Source organism: Psychrobacillus insolitus (assembly GCF_003254155.1).
Lineage (GTDB): Bacteria > Bacillota > Bacilli > Bacillales_A > Planococcaceae > Psychrobacillus > Psychrobacillus insolitus.
In genome coordinates this window covers 1101515-1119741 of sequence record NZ_QKZI01000001.1, presented here as the reverse complement: position 1 = coordinate 1119741, position 18227 = coordinate 1101515, and the positions used below count along the sequence as shown (strand labels likewise).

General features: G+C 36.6%; 14 protein-coding genes and 1 other annotated feature (1 of these 15 cut by a window edge). All 14 genes read left to right on the top strand.

Going from position 1 to position 18227, the window contains the following annotated elements:
• Positions 1-84, top strand: a binding site (T-box leader); it begins 144 nt to the left of the window's first position.
• A gap of 41 nt (positions 85-125) precedes the next feature.
• The gene (gene ileS / locus C7437_RS05575; protein ID WP_111438628.1) at positions 126-2888 is read left to right on the top strand and encodes an isoleucine--tRNA ligase; all 2763 of its coding nucleotides are present in this window, start codon (positions 126-128) and stop codon (positions 2886-2888) included.
• Between the two features lie 146 nt (positions 2889-3034).
• A complete protein-coding gene (gene lspA, locus C7437_RS05570; RefSeq protein WP_111438627.1) occupies positions 3035-3511 on the top strand; it encodes a signal peptidase II in 477 nt (158 codons plus the stop codon).
• The gene (locus C7437_RS05565) at positions 3511-4437 is read left to right on the top strand and encodes an RluA family pseudouridine synthase (RefSeq protein WP_111438626.1); all 927 of its coding nucleotides are present in this window, start codon (positions 3511-3513) and stop codon (positions 4435-4437) included. The genes lspA and C7437_RS05565 overlap by 1 nt, the downstream gene beginning before the upstream one ends.
• 287 nt (positions 4438-4724) lie before the next feature.
• Positions 4725-5264: a bifunctional pyr operon transcriptional regulator/uracil phosphoribosyltransferase PyrR gene (gene pyrR, locus C7437_RS05560; protein WP_111438625.1), complete on the top strand. Its 540-nt coding sequence runs from the start codon at positions 4725-4727 to the stop codon at positions 5262-5264.
• Positions 5265-5289: 25 nt separating this feature from the next.
• Complete coding sequence (locus C7437_RS05555; protein WP_111438624.1) at positions 5290-6606, top strand: uracil-xanthine permease family protein; 1317 nt, start codon at positions 5290-5292, stop codon at positions 6604-6606.
• Between the two features lie 154 nt (positions 6607-6760).
• Positions 6761-7639, top strand: a complete 879-nt coding sequence (locus C7437_RS05550) for an aspartate carbamoyltransferase catalytic subunit (protein ID WP_111438623.1) — start codon at positions 6761-6763, stop codon at positions 7637-7639.
• 1 nt (position 7640) lies between these two features.
• Complete coding sequence (locus C7437_RS05545) at positions 7641-8921, top strand: dihydroorotase (RefSeq protein WP_111438622.1); 1281 nt, start codon at positions 7641-7643, stop codon at positions 8919-8921.
• Positions 8918-10018, top strand: coding sequence for a carbamoyl phosphate synthase small subunit (locus C7437_RS05540; RefSeq protein WP_111438621.1), 1101 nt, complete (start codon positions 8918-8920; stop codon positions 10016-10018). Before C7437_RS05545 ends, C7437_RS05540 begins: the two co-directional genes overlap by 4 nt.
• Positions 10011-13208 carry a carbamoyl-phosphate synthase large subunit gene (gene carB / locus C7437_RS05535; RefSeq protein WP_111438620.1) on the top strand — a complete coding sequence of 1066 codons (3198 nt, stop codon included), beginning with the start codon at positions 10011-10013 and terminating at the stop codon, positions 13206-13208. The genes C7437_RS05540 and carB overlap by 8 nt, the downstream gene beginning before the upstream one ends.
• Positions 13205-13981 (top strand): dihydroorotate dehydrogenase electron transfer subunit, encoded by a 777-nt coding sequence (locus C7437_RS05530; protein WP_111438619.1) that lies wholly within the window; start codon positions 13205-13207, stop codon positions 13979-13981. Before carB ends, C7437_RS05530 begins: the two co-directional genes overlap by 4 nt.
• A complete protein-coding gene (locus C7437_RS05525) occupies positions 13978-14892 on the top strand; it encodes a dihydroorotate dehydrogenase (protein ID WP_111438618.1) in 915 nt (304 codons plus the stop codon). Before C7437_RS05530 ends, C7437_RS05525 begins: the two co-directional genes overlap by 4 nt.
• The gene (pyrF, locus tag C7437_RS05520) at positions 14889-15599 is read left to right on the top strand and encodes an orotidine-5'-phosphate decarboxylase (RefSeq protein ID WP_111438617.1); all 711 of its coding nucleotides are present in this window, start codon (positions 14889-14891) and stop codon (positions 15597-15599) included. Before C7437_RS05525 ends, pyrF begins: the two co-directional genes overlap by 4 nt.
• A complete protein-coding gene (gene pyrE, locus C7437_RS05515; RefSeq protein ID WP_111438616.1) occupies positions 15596-16228 on the top strand; it encodes an orotate phosphoribosyltransferase in 633 nt (210 codons plus the stop codon). Before pyrF ends, pyrE begins: the two co-directional genes overlap by 4 nt.
• Positions 16229-16384: 156 nt before the next feature.
• Positions 16385-18217, top strand: a complete 1833-nt coding sequence (locus C7437_RS05510; protein ID WP_111438615.1) for a V4R domain-containing protein — start codon at positions 16385-16387, stop codon at positions 18215-18217.
• The last annotated feature ends 10 nt before the right edge of the window (positions 18218-18227 follow it).

The window sequence follows — 18227 nt, the reverse complement described above, 5'->3', positions numbered from 1 at the left end:
CCCCGTTATGGCATACTAAGCGGCGATTTTTAAGTCAAATCGCAAGTAGGGTGGTACCGCGAGCATTTGCTTCTCGTCCCTTTTTGGGATGAGGGGTTTTTTTATTTTTAAAAGGAGGAATAAAGATGGAATACAAAGATACGTTATTAATGCCAAAAACAGATTTCCCAATGCGTGGGAATTTACCAGTGAAAGAGGTAGATATTCAAGCGAAATGGGCTGAAATGGATATTTATAAGAAAGTGCAGGAGAGAACAGCAGGTCGTCCTTTCTTCATTTTACATGATGGACCTCCTTATGCTAATGGAGATCTTCATATGGGTCACGCATTAAATAAAGTGTTAAAAGATATGATTGTTCGCCAAAAATCGATGACAGGTTACCATGCCCCGTATGTTCCAGGTTGGGATACACATGGTTTACCAATTGAGCAAGCACTCACAAACAAGGGTGTAAAACGTAAAGAAATGTCTTTAGCAGAGTTTAGAAAGCTTTGTGAAGAATATGCATATACTCAAATTAATAATCAACGTACTCAATTTAAACGCCTAGGTGTTCGAGGAGATTGGGATAACCCATATGTAACATTAACTCCTGGTTTTGAATCTCGTCAAATCGAAGTTTTCGGTGCAATGGCTAAAAAAGGGTATATCTATAAAGGACTAAAACCAGTTTATTGGTCACCATCAAGTGAATCTGCACTTGCAGAGGCAGAAATTGAGTATCAAGACAAAAAATCACCTTCTATTTATGTGAGCTTTGCAGTAACAGAAGGAAAAGAAGTACTTGATGAAGGTACTAAATTTATCATTTGGACAACTACACCTTGGACTATTCCTGCAAACTTAGGAATTGCTCTCAATCCAAAAGTAGAATACGCAGTTGTTTTGGTAAATGGTACTAAATATGTGGTAGCAAAAGATTTAGTTACATCTGTAGCAACTGAACTAGGTTGGGAAGAATATACGGAAGAACGCACATTAATGGGGAAAGAAATGGACCGTATTGTTGCGAAACATCCACTTTATGACCGTGATTCACTTGTTATCCTAGGGGACCATGTGACAACTGAATCTGGTACTGGATGTGTTCATACAGCTCCAGGTCACGGGGAAGATGACTTCTACGTTGGGAAAAAATATGGTTTAGATGTTTTATGTCCAGTGGATGATCGTGGTGTTATGACTGCTGAAGCTCCTGGCTTTGAAGGATTATTCTATGACACAGCAAACAAAGCAATTACGGAAGCATTAGATGCTGCTGGGGCACTTGAAAAACTAACATTCTTTACGCATTCATATCCACATGACTGGCGTACAAAAAAACCAGTTATTTATCGTGCAACTGCTCAATGGTTTGCATCAATTGAAGCATTTAGAGAACAACTATTACAAACAATTAAAGATACAAAATTTACGCCTTCATGGGGCGAAACTCGTCTATACAATATGATTCGTGATCGTGGAGACTGGTGTATTTCTCGTCAACGCGTATGGGGTGTTCCGATTCCAGTGTTTTATTCAGAGGACGGGGAGCCAATTCTAACTGAAGAAACGATTTCACATGTTTCTAAATTATTCCGTGAACATGGTTCGAATATTTGGTTTGAAAAAGAAGCAAACGAATTATTACCAGAAGGATATACACATCCTGGAAGTCCAAATGGTATTTTCACTAAAGAAACGGATATCATGGACGTATGGTTTGACTCGGGGTCTTCTTATCAAGGAGTTTTAGTAGAAAGAGATGATTTAGTATTCCCGGCTGACTTGTATTTAGAGGGATCCGACCAATATCGCGGTTGGTTTAACTCTTCATTAATTACAAGTACTGCAGTTTACGGCCATGCACCATATAAAGGATTATTAAGTCATGGATTCACTTTAGATGGCAATGGACGTAAAATGAGTAAATCACTCGGAAACGTTATCGTACCCTCGAAAGTAATCAATCAACTTGGAGCAGACATCGTTCGTCTTTGGGTTGCTTCTGTGGATTATACTGCAGACGTGCGTGTTTCAGATGCTAACTTCAAACAAGTAGCAGAAGTATATCGTAAAGTTCGTAATACTTTCCGCTTCTTACATGGAAATATTAGCGATTTCCACCCAGTAAATGATCGGGTAGAATTTAAAGATCTTCGTGAAGTGGATCAATATATGTACATGAAACTTCAAGAAGTTATTAAAACAGTGAGAGCAGCATATGAACGTTATGATTTCGCTACTGTATATCATGTAGTAAATAACTTTGTATCTAGTGAATTGAGTTCATTCTATTTAGATATTGCAAAAGACGTTGTGTATATTTATGGTACTGACCATAAAGATCGTCGTGCTATGCAAACAGTAATGTATGATACTTTACTTGGCTTACTAAAACTAATGACACCAATATTGCCACATACTACAGATGAGCTTTGGGCTTATTTAGAGCATGTAACAGAAGAAAGTATTCAATTAACAGATATGCCTGATGCTGTAGAGATGCCTGAATATGAAGCAATTGATGCCAAATGGTCGAAAATTATGGTTCTTCGTAACGATGTGTTAAAAGCATTAGAGGAAGCACGTAATGCTAAAACAATTGGTAAATCATTAGAAGCTCAAGTAACATTGTTTGTGAAAGATGAGTACACATCATTATTTGAGTCAGAGAATATTGACTTCGCTCAATTATTCATTGTTTCAAAATTTAAATTAGGTGGAACACAATCTCAAGCTAGTGAAAATAGCTTAGTTCTTGAAAACTCATCAGTAGTAATTGAAAAAGCAGACGGTGAAAAATGTGAACGTTGTTGGACAATTGCAGATACAATTGGAACAGATGAAAAACATACAACTTTATGTGCTCGTTGTGCAGAAGTTGTAGAAAAGAATTACATCTAATCAAAAGACAATTTAAATAAAAGTTGATGTGGTCCGAAATTAGTAGGACCACATTTTTTTATTAACAAAATATAGCATGTACTTTTACGAATAGGCACTTTGTATGGTAAACTATTGTAGATTCTTTTATATCGGGGGAACATGATGTGTGGAAATTTTATGGACTGGCAGCATTTGTTGTTGCGCTTGATCAATGGACAAAATGGCTTGTCGTAAAAAACATGATGCTAGGTGAACGAATTCCAATCTTTGAACCTTATTTTGCACTCCTTTCACATCGAAATCGTGGAGCGGCATGGGGAATGCTACAAGGTCAAATGGGTTTTTTTACAATCATAACGATTATCGTAATAATAGGGATTATTTATTATTTTCATAAAGAAGCACAAGGGAAACCTTTGTTTCAATATGGCTTGATGATGCTACTAGGCGGAGCAATAGGGAACTTTATTGATCGACTAGTTAGAAATGAAGTAGTGGATTTTGTGGATATTTTAATCCCAATTATCAATTATGATTTCCCAATTTTTAATATTGCAGATGCTGCATTAACAATAGGTGTTGTGATAATCATCTTATTCATCCTAAAAGAAGAACGAGCTGAAAAGAAAAAGGTGAAATAATGGAAGAATTAACATTTGTAATTGAAAAAGAACAAGCAAAAGAGAGAATTGACAAAGCACTAGCGTCATTTGAGTCAGAATGGTCACGTACACAAATACAAGGTTTTATCAAAGATGGACATGTATTAGTAAATAATGAACCAGCTAAATCGAATTACAAAGTAAAAGAAGGGGACATTATTATTGTATCTCCTCCTGAAGCAATTCCACTTGATATCTCTGCTGAAAATTTAAATCTCGAAATCATTTATGAAGATGAAGATGTTCTCGTTGTTTACAAACCACGAGGAATGGTTGTCCATCCGGCACCTGGTCATACTACTGGAACACTAGTAAATGGTTTAATGCACCAAATTAAAGATTTATCAGGTATTAATGGAATTTTACGCCCAGGTATCGTACATCGTATTGATAAAGATACGACTGGTCTATTAATGGTTGCTAAAAATGATGTAGCACATGTATCATTAGTAGATCAATTAGTGAAGAAAACTGTTACGCGTAAGTATACCGCGCTTGTACATGGTCGTATTCCGCATGACAAAGGTACGATTGATGCACCAATTGCACGGGATAAGAAAGAAAGACAAAGTATGGCTGTCGTGGATAATGGTAAACATGCTGTAACGCATTTCCGTGTGTTAGAACGTTTTGCAAAATTCACATTAGTTGAATGTCAACTTGAAACAGGTAGAACGCATCAAATTCGTGTGCATATGAAGTATATAGGCTATCCACTTGCTGGAGATCCAAAATATGGTCCAAAGAAAACAATTAAGTTTGATGGACAAGTTCTTCACGCTGGATTATTAGGGTTTATACAACCTAAAACGGAAGAGTATTTAGAATTTTCTTATCCACTTCCAGAGAATTTCACAAATTTAATAGAAGAATTAAGAAAACAATCATTGATAATTGAAGAGTAATACATTATACTGATTGAAGAAAAGTAAATCTTTAGCCAATGGCAATCGTCATGGTACATTTGAATAGTATCACCTTTAATAACAGTCCAGAGAGGCTGAGAAGGTACATGTGAAAGTGACTCATAAATAGGTCTGCGGACTTTTTGCTGAGCTCACACTATTTTTACGCATATACATTACAACCTCTTGGGCATCTTATAGCTCAAGAGGTTTTTTATTTTCTAGAGTTTTATAAAAAGATGTCCAGTTACAGCGCCTTTACATTTAAAAAAGATAGGAGGATCATGATGGCAGAAAAAGCGAGTATTTTAGATGAACAATCGATTAACCGAGCGTTAACACGTATAGCACATGAGATAATTGAACGAAATAAAGGAATTGAAGAGTGCATTCTTGTTGGGATCAAAACACGAGGAGCTTTTCTTGCAAAGAGGCTTGCAGAACGAATTGAAAGTATTGAAGGGAAAGCGATTAAAACTGGAGAACTTGATATTACATTATATAGAGATGATCTTAGTTTAAAAAATGATTCAGAAGAGGCTTTGGTACAACAAGTAGATATTACGCATGATGTAACGGACAAAAAAGTAATTCTTGTAGATGATGTACTGTATACAGGTAGAACAGTTAGAGCAGCAATGGATGCAGTGATGGATTTAGGTAGACCAGCCCAAATTCAATTAGCAGTTTTAGTGGATCGTGGACATAGAGAACTTCCTATTCGAGCAGATTATGTAGGAAAGAATATCCCAACTTCCAGCAATGAAAGGATTGTAGTAAAAGTAACTGAAACAGATGGAATAGATGCTGTCACGATATACGAATAATATTTTTTAAAAGGTGGAATTGAACATGTCAAATGCAGTATTAGATGTAAATGAAAAGCCATCAAATGGGCAATTAATAACCTTAAGCTTTCAGCATATGTTCGCAATGTTCGGTTCTACCATTTTGGTACCACAATTAGTTGGGTTAAGTCCTTCTATTGCGTTACTTACGAGCGGGATTGCAACAATTATTTTCCTACTAGTTACGAAATTTCAAGTGCCAGCATATTTGGGTTCGTCCTTCGCATTCATCGCACCAATAATTATTGCAGTAAATGGGTTAGATGAATCTGGGCAAGCTATTAATCCAGGCAATGCAATGATCGGAGCGGTTTTCGTAGGATTAGTTTATGGAGTAGTATCACTTGTAATCTGGAAGAGCGGTCATAAATGGATAATGAAGCTTTTACCTGCAATCGTTGTTGGTCCAGTCATCATGGTTATCGGACTAGGGCTTTCTGGAGTAGCAGTTGACATGGCAATGAATATAACAAATGCAGAAGGTATAAAAGAATATAGCTTCCTACACTTCTCAGCAGCTCTTGTCACATTATTTACAGCAATAATTTGTACTGTGTACTTCAAAAATATCATCAGCACAATGCCAATCTTAATTGGCTTGGTAGTAGGGTATATTTATTCCATCATCATTGGAATTGTTGATTTTACTCCAATAAAAGAATCGACAATGTTTGCTTCACCTGATTTTTTAATACCTGGAGTACATTATGACTTTGTTGTAACATCTAATATTTTGTTAATAATGGTTCCGATTGTTATTGTAACTATCTCAGAGCATATTGGACATCAGTTAGTACTAGGTAAAGTTGTAGATAGAGATTATATAAAAGAACCTGGATTACATAGATCATTGCTAGGTGACGGTTTGGGAACAATAGTTAGTGCATTAATCGGTGGACCACCAAAAACAACATACGGTGAAAACATTGGCGTGCTAGCAATTACGCGAGTATATAGTGTGTATGTGATTTTAGGAGCAGCAGTAATAGCGATCCTACTTTCATTCTTTGGAAAAGCAATGGCAGTCATTTCTACGATACCTACAGCAGTTTTAGGCGGAGTTTCTATCCTATTATTTGGGATTATAGCAGCAAGTGGACTACGCATGTTAGTCGATGCAAAAGTGGACTTCGGCAACAGCCGAAACTTGGTTATTGCTTCCGTTATCTTAGTAATTGGAATCGGCGGAGCAAAGCTTGTTGTTACAGAATCTCTAAGCATTGAAGGCATGGCTTTAGCAGCAATCATAGGAGTTATACTAAACCTCATCCTACCTGGAAGAAAAGAAGCAGAGGGTATAGATTTACATCAAACTGAATAAAAAACCTTTTAATAAGTTGAACAGTGAGTCAGCAAAAGGTTCGGCTAAATATGTAGGTACTTTACAAAAGTGCATATACTTATTTACGCAAAACGAACCTTCTCGAGACTTTTTAAGAGAAGGTTTTAATTTTATTTGATAGAGGGGGATCTAAATGAAAAACTTAGTATCAATGAAAGATTTATCTGTCGAACAAATAATGGCTATATTAACACAAGCACAAGCATTTCGTGATGGTGAGAGTTCAAATTTAACAAAAAAATATACAATGACAAATTTGTTTTTTGAACCTAGTACACGAACAAAAACAAGTTTTGAAATGGCCGAACGAAAATTACAATTAGATGTACTTCCCTTCGAAACAGGTTTTTCAAGTACATTAAAAGGTGAAACATTATACGATACAGTAAAATCATTAGAATCAATTGGTGTGGACGCGGTTGTCATAAGACATGAACAAAATAATTTCTTTGATGAATTAATAGATAAAGTAAAACCAGTCATTATTAATGGTGGTGATGGAACAGGGAATCATCCAACACAGAGTCTGCTTGATTTATTGACAATCCAACAAGAATTTGGAACGTTAGAAAACAAAGTAATAAGTATTGTAGGTGACATTGCACATAGTAGAGTTGCTAGGTCAAATGCGGATGCACTAATCAAATTAGGAGCAAAAGTAAATTTTGTTTGTCCTCCAGAGTGGCAAGGGGAATTCAATACTGTAAATAATATAGATGAAGTGATTGAATCAAGTGATGTGATGATGATGCTTCGAGTGCAACATGAACGTCATGATGGTAAAACGTCATTCTCAAAAGAAAGTTACCATGCTGATTACGGGTTAACAATTGAAAGAGAAAAAAGGATGAAAGATAGTGCAATTATTATGCATCCAGGTCCTTTTAATAGAAATGTTGAAATCGCAAGTGAACTAATTGAATGTAATCGCTCTAGAATTTTTAAACAAATAGAAAATGGTGTTTATATTCGCATGGCAGTCATTGAAATGATTTTAAAAGGGAGAGAATAATATGACGAAAATTATTCAAAACGTTCAAATAGTAAACAATGAGGGGATTTTAGAAAAAACTTCAGTTGTTATACAAGATGGTAAAATTGCAAAAATAGGTGAGCATGTTACTGCAGAAAACGGACAAGTGATAGACGGCAAAGGAATGCTACTTTCCGCAGGGTTTATCGATGTTCATGTACATTTACGCGAGCCAGGCGGAGAACATAAAGAAACGATTGAAACTGGTACAAAAGCTGCTGCAAAAGGTGGATACACAACCATTTGTGCAATGCCAAATACTAGACCAGTACCAGACACAGCAGAGAATTTCTCCCATGTATTAGGTTTAGTTGAGAAGAGCGCGATAGTTCGCGTATTACCATATGCATCGATTACAATTCGTCAAGCAGGAAAAGAAAGAACGGATATTGAAGCGCTAAAAAGCCTTGGGGCATTTGCTTTAACAGATGACGGTGTTGGTGTTCAAGCTGCCGGAACAATGCTTGAAGCAATGGAGGAAGCAGCAAAATTTAATATTCCAGTTGTCGCACACTGTGAAGATAATACATTAATTTATGGTGGAGTTATGCACAAAGGAAAAAGAAACGTAGAATTAGGATTAAAAGGTATTCCTGCTGTTTCGGAATCGGTACATATTGCAAGAGATATCTTATTAGCAGAAGCAGCAGGGGCACATTACCATGTCTGTCATGTAAGTACGAAAGAATCAGTTCGAGTAATTAGAGATGCTAAAAAAGCAGGAGTACATGTCACTGCCGAAGTAAGCCCACATCACTTATTACTTTGTGAAGACGATATTCCTTCTAACGATGCAATTTGGAAAATGAACCCACCACTTAGAGGAAAAGATGATATGCTTGCTCTACGTGAAGGGTTACTAGATGGTACGTTAGATTTTGTAGCAACTGACCATGCACCGCATTCGGATGAAGAAAAAGCAAATGGCTTTGAAAATGCACCATTTGGAATTGTCGGTTTAGAAACAGCATTTCCACTTTTATATACTCATTTCGTAAAAAATGGTGAATGGACATTAAAACAATTACTAGACTATTTAACAAATAAACCAGCGGATGTATTTGGATTCGAATTTGGAAAGCTTGAAGTAGGAGCTCCAGCTGATTTAGTGTTAATCGACTTAGAAAAAGAACAAGCAATTGATAAAGAAGCATTTTTGTCTAAAGGAAAAAATACACCTTTCAACGGTTGGGTTTGTACAGGTTGGCCACAAGTAACGATTTATAATGGAGAAATAGTATGGCAGGAGGAGCAGGCATGAAAACAAGATACTTAATATTAGAAGATGGTACTGTATTTAAAGGAAACGCATTTGGAAGTGAAGCAGGCACAATTGGAGAAGTCATTTTTACAACTGCCATGACAGGCTATCAAGAATCAATTTCAGATCCTTCGAACTGTGGACAAATTTTAACATTTACTTATCCGATGGTTGGAAACTATGGTATTAATCCAGATGACTTTGAAGCGATTAAGATTGGACTTTCGGGAGTAGTTGTAAGAGAACTTGCTGAGCAACCATCGAATTTCAGAAGTACTGGTACGTTAAATGAATTTTTAGAAGCGAAAAACGTTCCGGGAATTGAAGGAATTGATACAAGAAAGTTAACCCGCATTATTCGTATGCATGGTTCTTTAAAAGGAAAACTTACAAATGCTGGTGAAGAGGTAAACGTGGATCAAGTAGTGAAAGAACTTCAAACTACTGAAATCCCAAGAAACGTAGTAGAACAAGTTTCTATTACTCGTCCTTACCCAAGTCCAGGACGTGGAAAAAGAGTCGTCCTTGTAGATTTCGGTATGAAACACGGCATTTTAAGAGAACTAAACAAACGTGATTGCGATATCATTGTCGTTCCTTATAACACATCCGCGAAAGAAATTTTAGGTATGTTCCCAGATGGTGTCATGTTATCAAATGGACCTGGGGACCCAACAGAAATCCCAGAAGCAATTGAAATGGTAAAAGGAATTATCGGAAAAGTGCCGATTTTCGGAGTATGTCTTGGGCATCAACTTATTTCACTTGCAAGTGGTGCCACATCTTTCAAATTGAAATTTGGTCATCGCGGAGGAAATCATCCAGTAAAAGATCTAAGAACTGGAAGAACAGAATTAACTTCTCAAAACCATGGTTATGCAATTGATGCAGATTCCATTGCCAAAACAGATTTAGAAATAACACATGTAGCGTTAAATGACGGCACTGTTGAAGGGGTAAGACATACAAAATTCCCAATATTTTGTGTTCAGTTCCATCCAGAAGGATCATCAGGACCTGAAGATTCTAAACACTTATTTGACGAATTTATTGAATTAATGAATCTAGAGAGCAAAAAGGAGAATTCTAATGCCTAAACGTAAAGATATAAAAACAATATTAGTAATCGGTTCCGGTCCAATTGTAATTGGACAAGCTGCTGAATTTGACTATGCTGGTACACAAGCTTGTATTTCACTAAGAGAAGAAGGATATAGCGTTATTCTAGTGAATTCGAATCCTGCCACAATTATGACGGATACGGAAATTGCCGATAAAGTTTATATTGAACCACTTACATTGCCGTTTGTTAGTAAAATCATTCGTAAAGAACGTCCAGATGCAATTTTGCCTACACTAGGTGGACAAACTGGCTTGAATATGGCGATTGAGCTTGACGAATCAGGTATTTTAGATGAACTTGGAATCGAAATATTGGGTACAAAACTAGATGCAATTCACAAAGCAGAAGACCGTGATCTATTCCGTACACTAATGCATGAATTAAATGAACCAGTTCCAGATAGTGATATTATCCATAATCTTGAAGAAGCGAAAGCATTCGTTGAACGAATTGGTTACCCAGTAATCGTTCGCCCAGCATTTACAATGGGTGGAACAGGCGGCGGTATTTGTCACAATGATACAGATTTAGCTGAAATTGTGACAAGTGGTTTAAAATACAGCCCAGTTACACAATGTTTGCTTGAAAGATCGATTGCTGGATATAAAGAGATTGAGTATGAAGTAATGCGTGACTCTGCAGACAACGCAATTGTTGTATGTAATATGGAAAACTTCGATGCTGTTGGGATTCATACAGGAGATTCAATCGTAGTTGCTCCAACACAAACATTATCTGACCGTGAAAATCAAATGCTTCGTAATGTATCTCTAAAAATTATTCGTGCACTTAAAATTGAAGGTGGATGTAACGTACAATTAGCACTTGATCCACATAGCTTCAATTACTATATTATTGAGGTTAACCCGCGTGTAAGCCGTTCTTCCGCACTTGCATCTAAAGCAACTGGTTACCCAATTGCTAAACTTGCGGCAAAAATTGCAGTAGGTTTAACATTAGATGAAATGATGAACCCAGTAACGCAAAAAACATACGCTTGCTTTGAGCCAGCATTGGACTATATTGTTGCGAAAATACCAAGATGGCCATTCGATAAATTTGAATCAGCAAAACGTAATCTTGGTACACAAATGAAAGCAACTGGAGAAGTAATGTCTCTTGGACGTACGTTTGAAGAAGCAATTCTTAAATCAGTTCGTTCTCTTGAAACAGGACATTTTCATATTGAGATGAAAAACAGTGAATCAATTACGGACGAATGGATGGAAAAACGCATTCGTCGTGCAGGAGATGAGCGATTATTCTTCATCGGTGAAGCTCTTCGTAGAGGAGTATCGGTTGAGACAATTCACGAGTGGAGCCAAATTGATGAGTTCTTCTTGAACAAACTACAAAATATTGTTCAGTTTGAAAAAGTAATTCAAGCAAATCCATTTGACCAAGAAGTTTTATACAAAGCAAAACGTATGGGCTTTGCAGATCAAACAATTTCAAAATATTGGAATGTGAAAGAATTAGAAGTATATAACTTTAAAAAAGAACATGGCATCGTGCCAGTATATAAAATGGTTGATACTTGTGCAGGAGAGTTTGAATCTGAAACTCCGTACTTCTATGGAACATATGAAGATGAAAATGAATCTGTTCGTACAGAAAAAGAAAGTGTTATTGTATTAGGTTCTGGTCCAATCCGTATTGGTCAAGGGGTAGAGTTTGACTATGCAACAGTTCACTCAGTTTGGGCTATTAAAGAAGCTGGATATGAAGCAATTATCATCAATAACAACCCTGAAACAGTTTCAACTGACTTCTCCATTTCAGACAAATTATACTTTGAGCCATTAACACTTGAAGATGTGATGCATATTGTCGATCTTGAAAAGCCAATGGGTGTAGTTGTACAATTTGGTGGACAAACTGCTATCAATTTAGCAGCTGGACTTGAAGAAAGAGGCGTGAAAATTCTAGGTACTACGCTAGAAGACATCGACCGTGCAGAAAATCGTAACAAGTTTGAAGCTGCCCTTCATGAAATCGATATTCCTCAACCACTTGGTAAAACTGCTGTATCGGTTGAAGAAGCAGTAGTAATTGCCAATGAAATTGGATATCCAGTATTGGTTAGACCTTCTTACGTACTTGGTGGTCGTGCGATGCAAATCGTTTATACTGCCGATGAGATCAAATATTATATGGAGCATGCAGTTGAAGCGAGCCCAGAAAAACCAGTGTTAATTGACCGTTACTTAACTGGAACAGAAATTGAAGTAGATGCAATTTGTGATGGAGAAAATGTATTAATTCCTGGAATTATGGAACATATCGAACGCGCAGGAGTTCACTCTGGTGACTCGATTGCTGTGTATCCACCGCAAAAGCTTTCACAAACACATATTGATACACTTGTGGACTACACAACTCGTCTTGCAAAAGGTTTGAAAATCGTCGGATTAATGAACATTCAATACGTTATCTCCAAAGATGAAGTATATGTAATTGAAGTAAATCCACGTTCAAGTCGTACAGTGCCATTCTTAAGTAAAATTACATCTATACCAATGGCGAATATTGCTACAAAAGCAATTTTAGGGCAATCGATTGTCGAACAAGGTTTCACACCTGGCCTTGCTCCAAATAGTCCAGGAGTATATGTAAAAGTTCCAGTATTTAGCTTTGCGAAACTTCGTCGTGTAGATATTACGCTTGGACCCGAGATGAAATCTACTGGGGAAGTAATGGGTAAAGACATTACACTTGAAAAAGCATTATACAAAGGCTTAGTTGCTTCAGGAATGGTTATCAAGGATCACGGGTCAGTCTTAATGACAATTGCAGAAAAAGATAAAGAAGAAGCAGTAGAAATTGCTAAGAGATTTGATAAAATTGGTTTCAGTATTATTGCTACAAAAGGAACTGCAGAAGCAATTCAAAAAGCTGGCATAAGAGTTGACATAGTTGATAAAATTGGCTCTAAGGGTACTACATTATTAGATGTAATTCAAAAAGGTAACGCGCAATTTGTTATTAATACATTAACAAAAGGTATGCAACCAGAACGTGATGGCTTCCGTATTCGTAGAGAGTCTGTTGAAAATGGTATTCCATGTTTAACTTCTTTAGATACAGCTGAAGCAATGTTACGAGTAATAGAATCGATGACTTTCTCTACAGAAACGATGCAACATCAGGAGGTTCGCGCATGATTAGACAAGGGCAAATGCAAGTCGTAAATCAACAACAAATTGCGACGAACATTTTTGAGCTAACATTAATTGGAGACCTTGTACTGGATATGAAACAACCAGGACAATTTGTTCATATACGTGTGTCTGATCAATTAGAACCTTTGCTTAGAAGACCGATTAGTATATCTTCCATAGATAAAGAAACACAAGAATTTACAATGATTTACCGTGCAGATGGAAGAGGAACAACGCTTCTTTCTGAAAAAAAACAAGGAGACCAAGTCGATGTACTTGGACCCCTTGGAAACGGTTTTCCAGTTGATAAAGTAGAAGCGGGACAAAAAGCGCTACTTGTTGGTGGAGGAATTGGTGTTCCGCCTTTGTACGAGTTATCAAAAAGACTTGTTGAAAGAGGAGTACAACCAATTCATGTACTCGGTTTCCAATCGAAAGATGTAGTCTTTTATGAAAAACAATTCCAAGAACTTGGTGAAACACATATCGTTACGGCAGATGGTTCTTATGGAACTAAAGGTTTTGTGACAAATGTATTGGAAACATTAACAGATGATTTTGCAGTGTACTATAGCTGTGGACCAACGCCAATGCTCGCGGCACTTGAAAAAATGTACCCAGAAAAAGAAGGATACTTATCGTTCGAACAGCGTATGGGTTGTGGAATCGGTGCATGTTTTGCTTGTGTATGTGATACAACAGAAAAAATGGATGTTGATTATGTGAAAGTTTGTTCAGATGGTCCAGTGTTCCCGTCAGGAGTTGTTCAAGTATGAATAGATTAGCGGTCGAATTACCAGGTCTTTCATTGAAAAATCCAATCATGCCAGCTTCTGGTTGTTTTGGTTTTGGTAAAGAATATGCACAATTATATGATTTATCAAAGCTCGGGGCAATTATGATAAAAGCTACAACGCCTGAGACAAGACGCGGAAATCCAACGCCACGTGTAGCAGAAACTCCAGCAGGAATGTTAAATGCCATTGGTTTACAAAACCCTGGATTAACAAAAGTGATGGAAAACGAACTAACTTGGCTTGAACAATATGAAGTGCCGATTATCGCAAATGTAGCAGGTTATACTACAGAGGATTATGTAGCTGTAGCAGAAGCGATTTCAAAAGCACCAAATGTACACGCACTTGAGTTAAATATTTCTTGTCCAAACGTTAAACAAGGTGGTATTACATTCGGTACTGATCCGATTATAGCGGAAGAATTAACCAGAGCAGTAAAAGCAGTTTCCTCTGTTCCTGTGTATGTGAAATTATCTCCGAATGTAACTGATATTGGAGAAATTGCAAAAGCAGTAGAAGCAGGTGGAGCTGACGGCATCACCATGATTAATACACTACTTGGCATGCGTTTAGATACAAAAACTGGCCGTCCTGTTATTGCAAATGTGACTGGTGGATTATCAGGACCAGCTATTAAACCTGTTGCCTTGCGCATGGTTTATGATGTAGCAAAACAAGTGTCTATTCCTATTATCGGAATGGGTGGAATTTCTACAATTGACGATGTAATTGACTTCTTATCTGCAGGTGCGAGTGCAGTTGCAGTAGGAACAGCAAACTTCGTTGATCCATTTGTTTGTCCAAATTTAATCGAACAACTTCCAGAAAAATTAAATGAACTTGGTTTTAAAACAGTATCTGAATTAGTAGGAAGGAGTCATCGACTATGAAAAACAGTCCGATTATTGCATTAGACTTCGCTTCTGCTAAAGATGCATATCAATTTCTAACACCTTTTGAACAATCACTATTTGTAAAAGTTGGTATGGAACTTTATCTACAAGAAGGTCCTTCCATCGTATATAAATTGAAAGAAATGGGTCATGATGTATTTCTAGATTTGAAATTGCATGATATTCCAAACACAGTAGGCCAAGCAATGAAAGGTCTTGCTCGTTTAGGAGCAGACTTAGTAAATGTGCATGCTGCAGGCGGAGTTGCTATGATGATCGCTGCGCGTGAAGGTTTAGAAGCAGGCACAACTGCAGGCAATAAAAGACCTTCTATTATCGCAGTAACTCAACTAACTTCAACTTCTGAACAGCAAATGCAACAAGAGCAACTGATTCAAACGACGATCGACGATTCTGTTGTTCACTATGCAAAACTAGCGAAAAGTGCAAACTTAGACGGCGTAGTTTGTTCCGTTTTAGAAGCGAAAAAGATTGCAGAAGCATGTGGCAATGAGTTTTTAAGAGTTACTCCAGGAATTCGTTTAGCGAAAGGGAATGCACATGATCAAGTTCGTGTTGCAACTCCTGCAAACGCACGAATCTTAGGTTCATCTCATATTGTCGTTGGCCGTGCCATCACAAAAGCAACAAACCCAGTAGAAGCATACAAAACTATCTTAAATATGTGGGAGGAACACGCATGACATTAGAAAACAAAATTGCAAAAGCACTACTTAAAGTAGGGGCAGTAGAAATTAAACCAAATGACCTTTTCACATGGGCTTCCGGTATTAAATCTCCAATCTACTGTGATAACCGCATTACAATGTCATCACCTGCAATACGCAAAAAAATTGCCAAGGGATTGGCTAAAGCAATTGAAAAAAACTTTCCTGGAACAGAAGCTGTAGCAGGAACTGCAACTGCAGGTATTCCACACGCTGCATGGGTAAGTGATGTGCTAGAAATTCCTATGATGTATGTTCGTTCAAAAGCAAAAGAGCATGGACGTGGCAATCAAATCGAAGGAAAAGTAGTCGCAGGCCAAAAAGTGGTAGTCATTGAAGATCTAATCTCTACTGGAGGAAGTAGTTTAGTAGCAGTAGAGGCACTTCAAAAAGAAGGCTTAGAAGTACTTGGCGTAGTAAGTATTTTCTCTTATGGTCTTCCAAAAGCGGAAGAGGCATTCAAAGAAGCAGGCATTTCAGTTGTCAGCTTAACGAATTATGATGCCTTAACGAATGCAGCAAAAGAATCAGGTTCTATTTCAGAAGAGGATCTTCCAATGCTGACTAAGTGGCATAATGATTTAAAAGAAGGATTGTTGAAATAACATAAAAAGACGTCCACCGATTTGTTGGTGGACGTCTTTTTATGTCGATTTATTATTAACTAAAATTTTAACGCAGTCCAAAAATAGAGAAATATAGGCATTTTGCATCATTTACAGAATATTATATATTGTTAGAATTTTAGTGGGGTGAATCAAATGAATATACTAAAAAATGAAATTGACTTATTGAAGGATAAAACAATACTAACTACATCAGCTACATTTGGTCAATTAAGAAAAGAACTTATTAAAAACTTAGGTGTTAAAAGAGCAAAAGGATTTTTATTGCGTAATGGATGGCATTTAGCAGAGAGTCATCTCAAAGAATTAATGCTGGAAGAAAAAGATATTTTGAAGTTAGTGGACAAAGCATCATCTCTACATTTAGAGACAGGACAAATTAGTGGAGTAACAACAGAAAGAACGATTAATTTTACAGAGCAACAAGAAGTAAAAGAAATGTATGCAAAAGGAACTTGGTTCGATTCATTTGAAGCAGAGGAACATTTGAAAAACCACGGAATTTCAGATGAACCTGTATGTCATACTTTAACTGGGTATGCAAGCGGTTACATGACGACAGCTTGTGGACGTAATATTTATGCCAAAGAAGTCACGTGCATGGCCATGGGGCATAAAGACTGTACATTTGAAGTGCGTGTGGAAGAAGAGTGGGGCACTGAAATGCAAGAAGAGATAAAGTATTACGAAGATAAAAGTATTATCGATGAATTAGAATACACATACGAGCAGCTTTTAGAGCAAAGAAATAATGTGGAAAAAATCTCCGGTTTTCACAATACATTAACACAGAAAGTCATAGATGGAGCAACTTTAGATGAAATTATTACATCAGTCTATGAACTCTTAGATATCCCAGTATCAATTGAAGATTTGAGTTTTAAACCCAAGGTATTTAGAGGAATAAGCTATGAAGAGTATGATATTTTAAATGCGGATTTACGCAATTGTTTAATGCAAACAAATAATGGGGAAAATTATTTTTTGAAATATGAAAAGACAAATGTAATAAAGGCTACTATGCATTCTAGGATTATTTCACCTATTATTATTCAAAAACAAATTATTGGCTACATCACGTTTATTTCTACAAAAGGCGTTAATTTTGAAGAGCAAGTAATTTCGTTTATTGAACGAGCAGCAACTGTAGTTTCTTTATGTTTTCTGAATGAAAAAACAACTTTTGAAGCATATGAAAATATGAAAGGCTACTTCTTAGAGCAACTTTTATTAAACCAGTATACTTCTAAATCGAATGTAATCTATAGAGGATACTATGTTGGTATTCATCTGGATGACCCTTTTTATATTGCTCGTTTAATTTGTGAGGGAAATGACAATGTGGAAATTGTTGAAGATGCATATCAGAGTATAATGAAAAGCCTTATACAATATTTAGAGATGCAAGGGTATAAAATATTACTTACCCAATTTGAAGGATCAATTGTTTTGCTGTTACCTCGATTAGAAGGTTTTGAAATTAAGGTAAGAAATATGATTAAGCATCTTAATTCCATATTGCCAAAAATACAGTGTCGCATTGGTTTAAGTAATGTTACAGATGACGTGGGAATGATTAAGGAAAGATTAGAAGAAGCGGATATTGTATTAAGGATGAATCATGCAACGTTAGTAAAGTTTGAAGACATGAGTATTGTCGGAACTTTGATCAATTCTAATAATATGGAAAGTATACGGCGTCTTGCTATTAAAGAACTAAAACCTATTTTCGACTTGAAGGAACAAAAAAAGCAGGAGTTATTGAAGACTTTATATGTTTTTCTAGGAAATGGCGGAAACTTACAACAGTCGATGAAAGATCTATCTCTTTCAATGAGTGGATTAATGTATCGTATTTCAAAACTCGAAGAATTATTAAAAAAGGATTTACGAAATCCCAAGGAATCGTATGATATTTGGATCATGTTAGATGCATTAAAGGTGTTAGGGGATATCGAATTAGAGTAGGGAGAAGTAA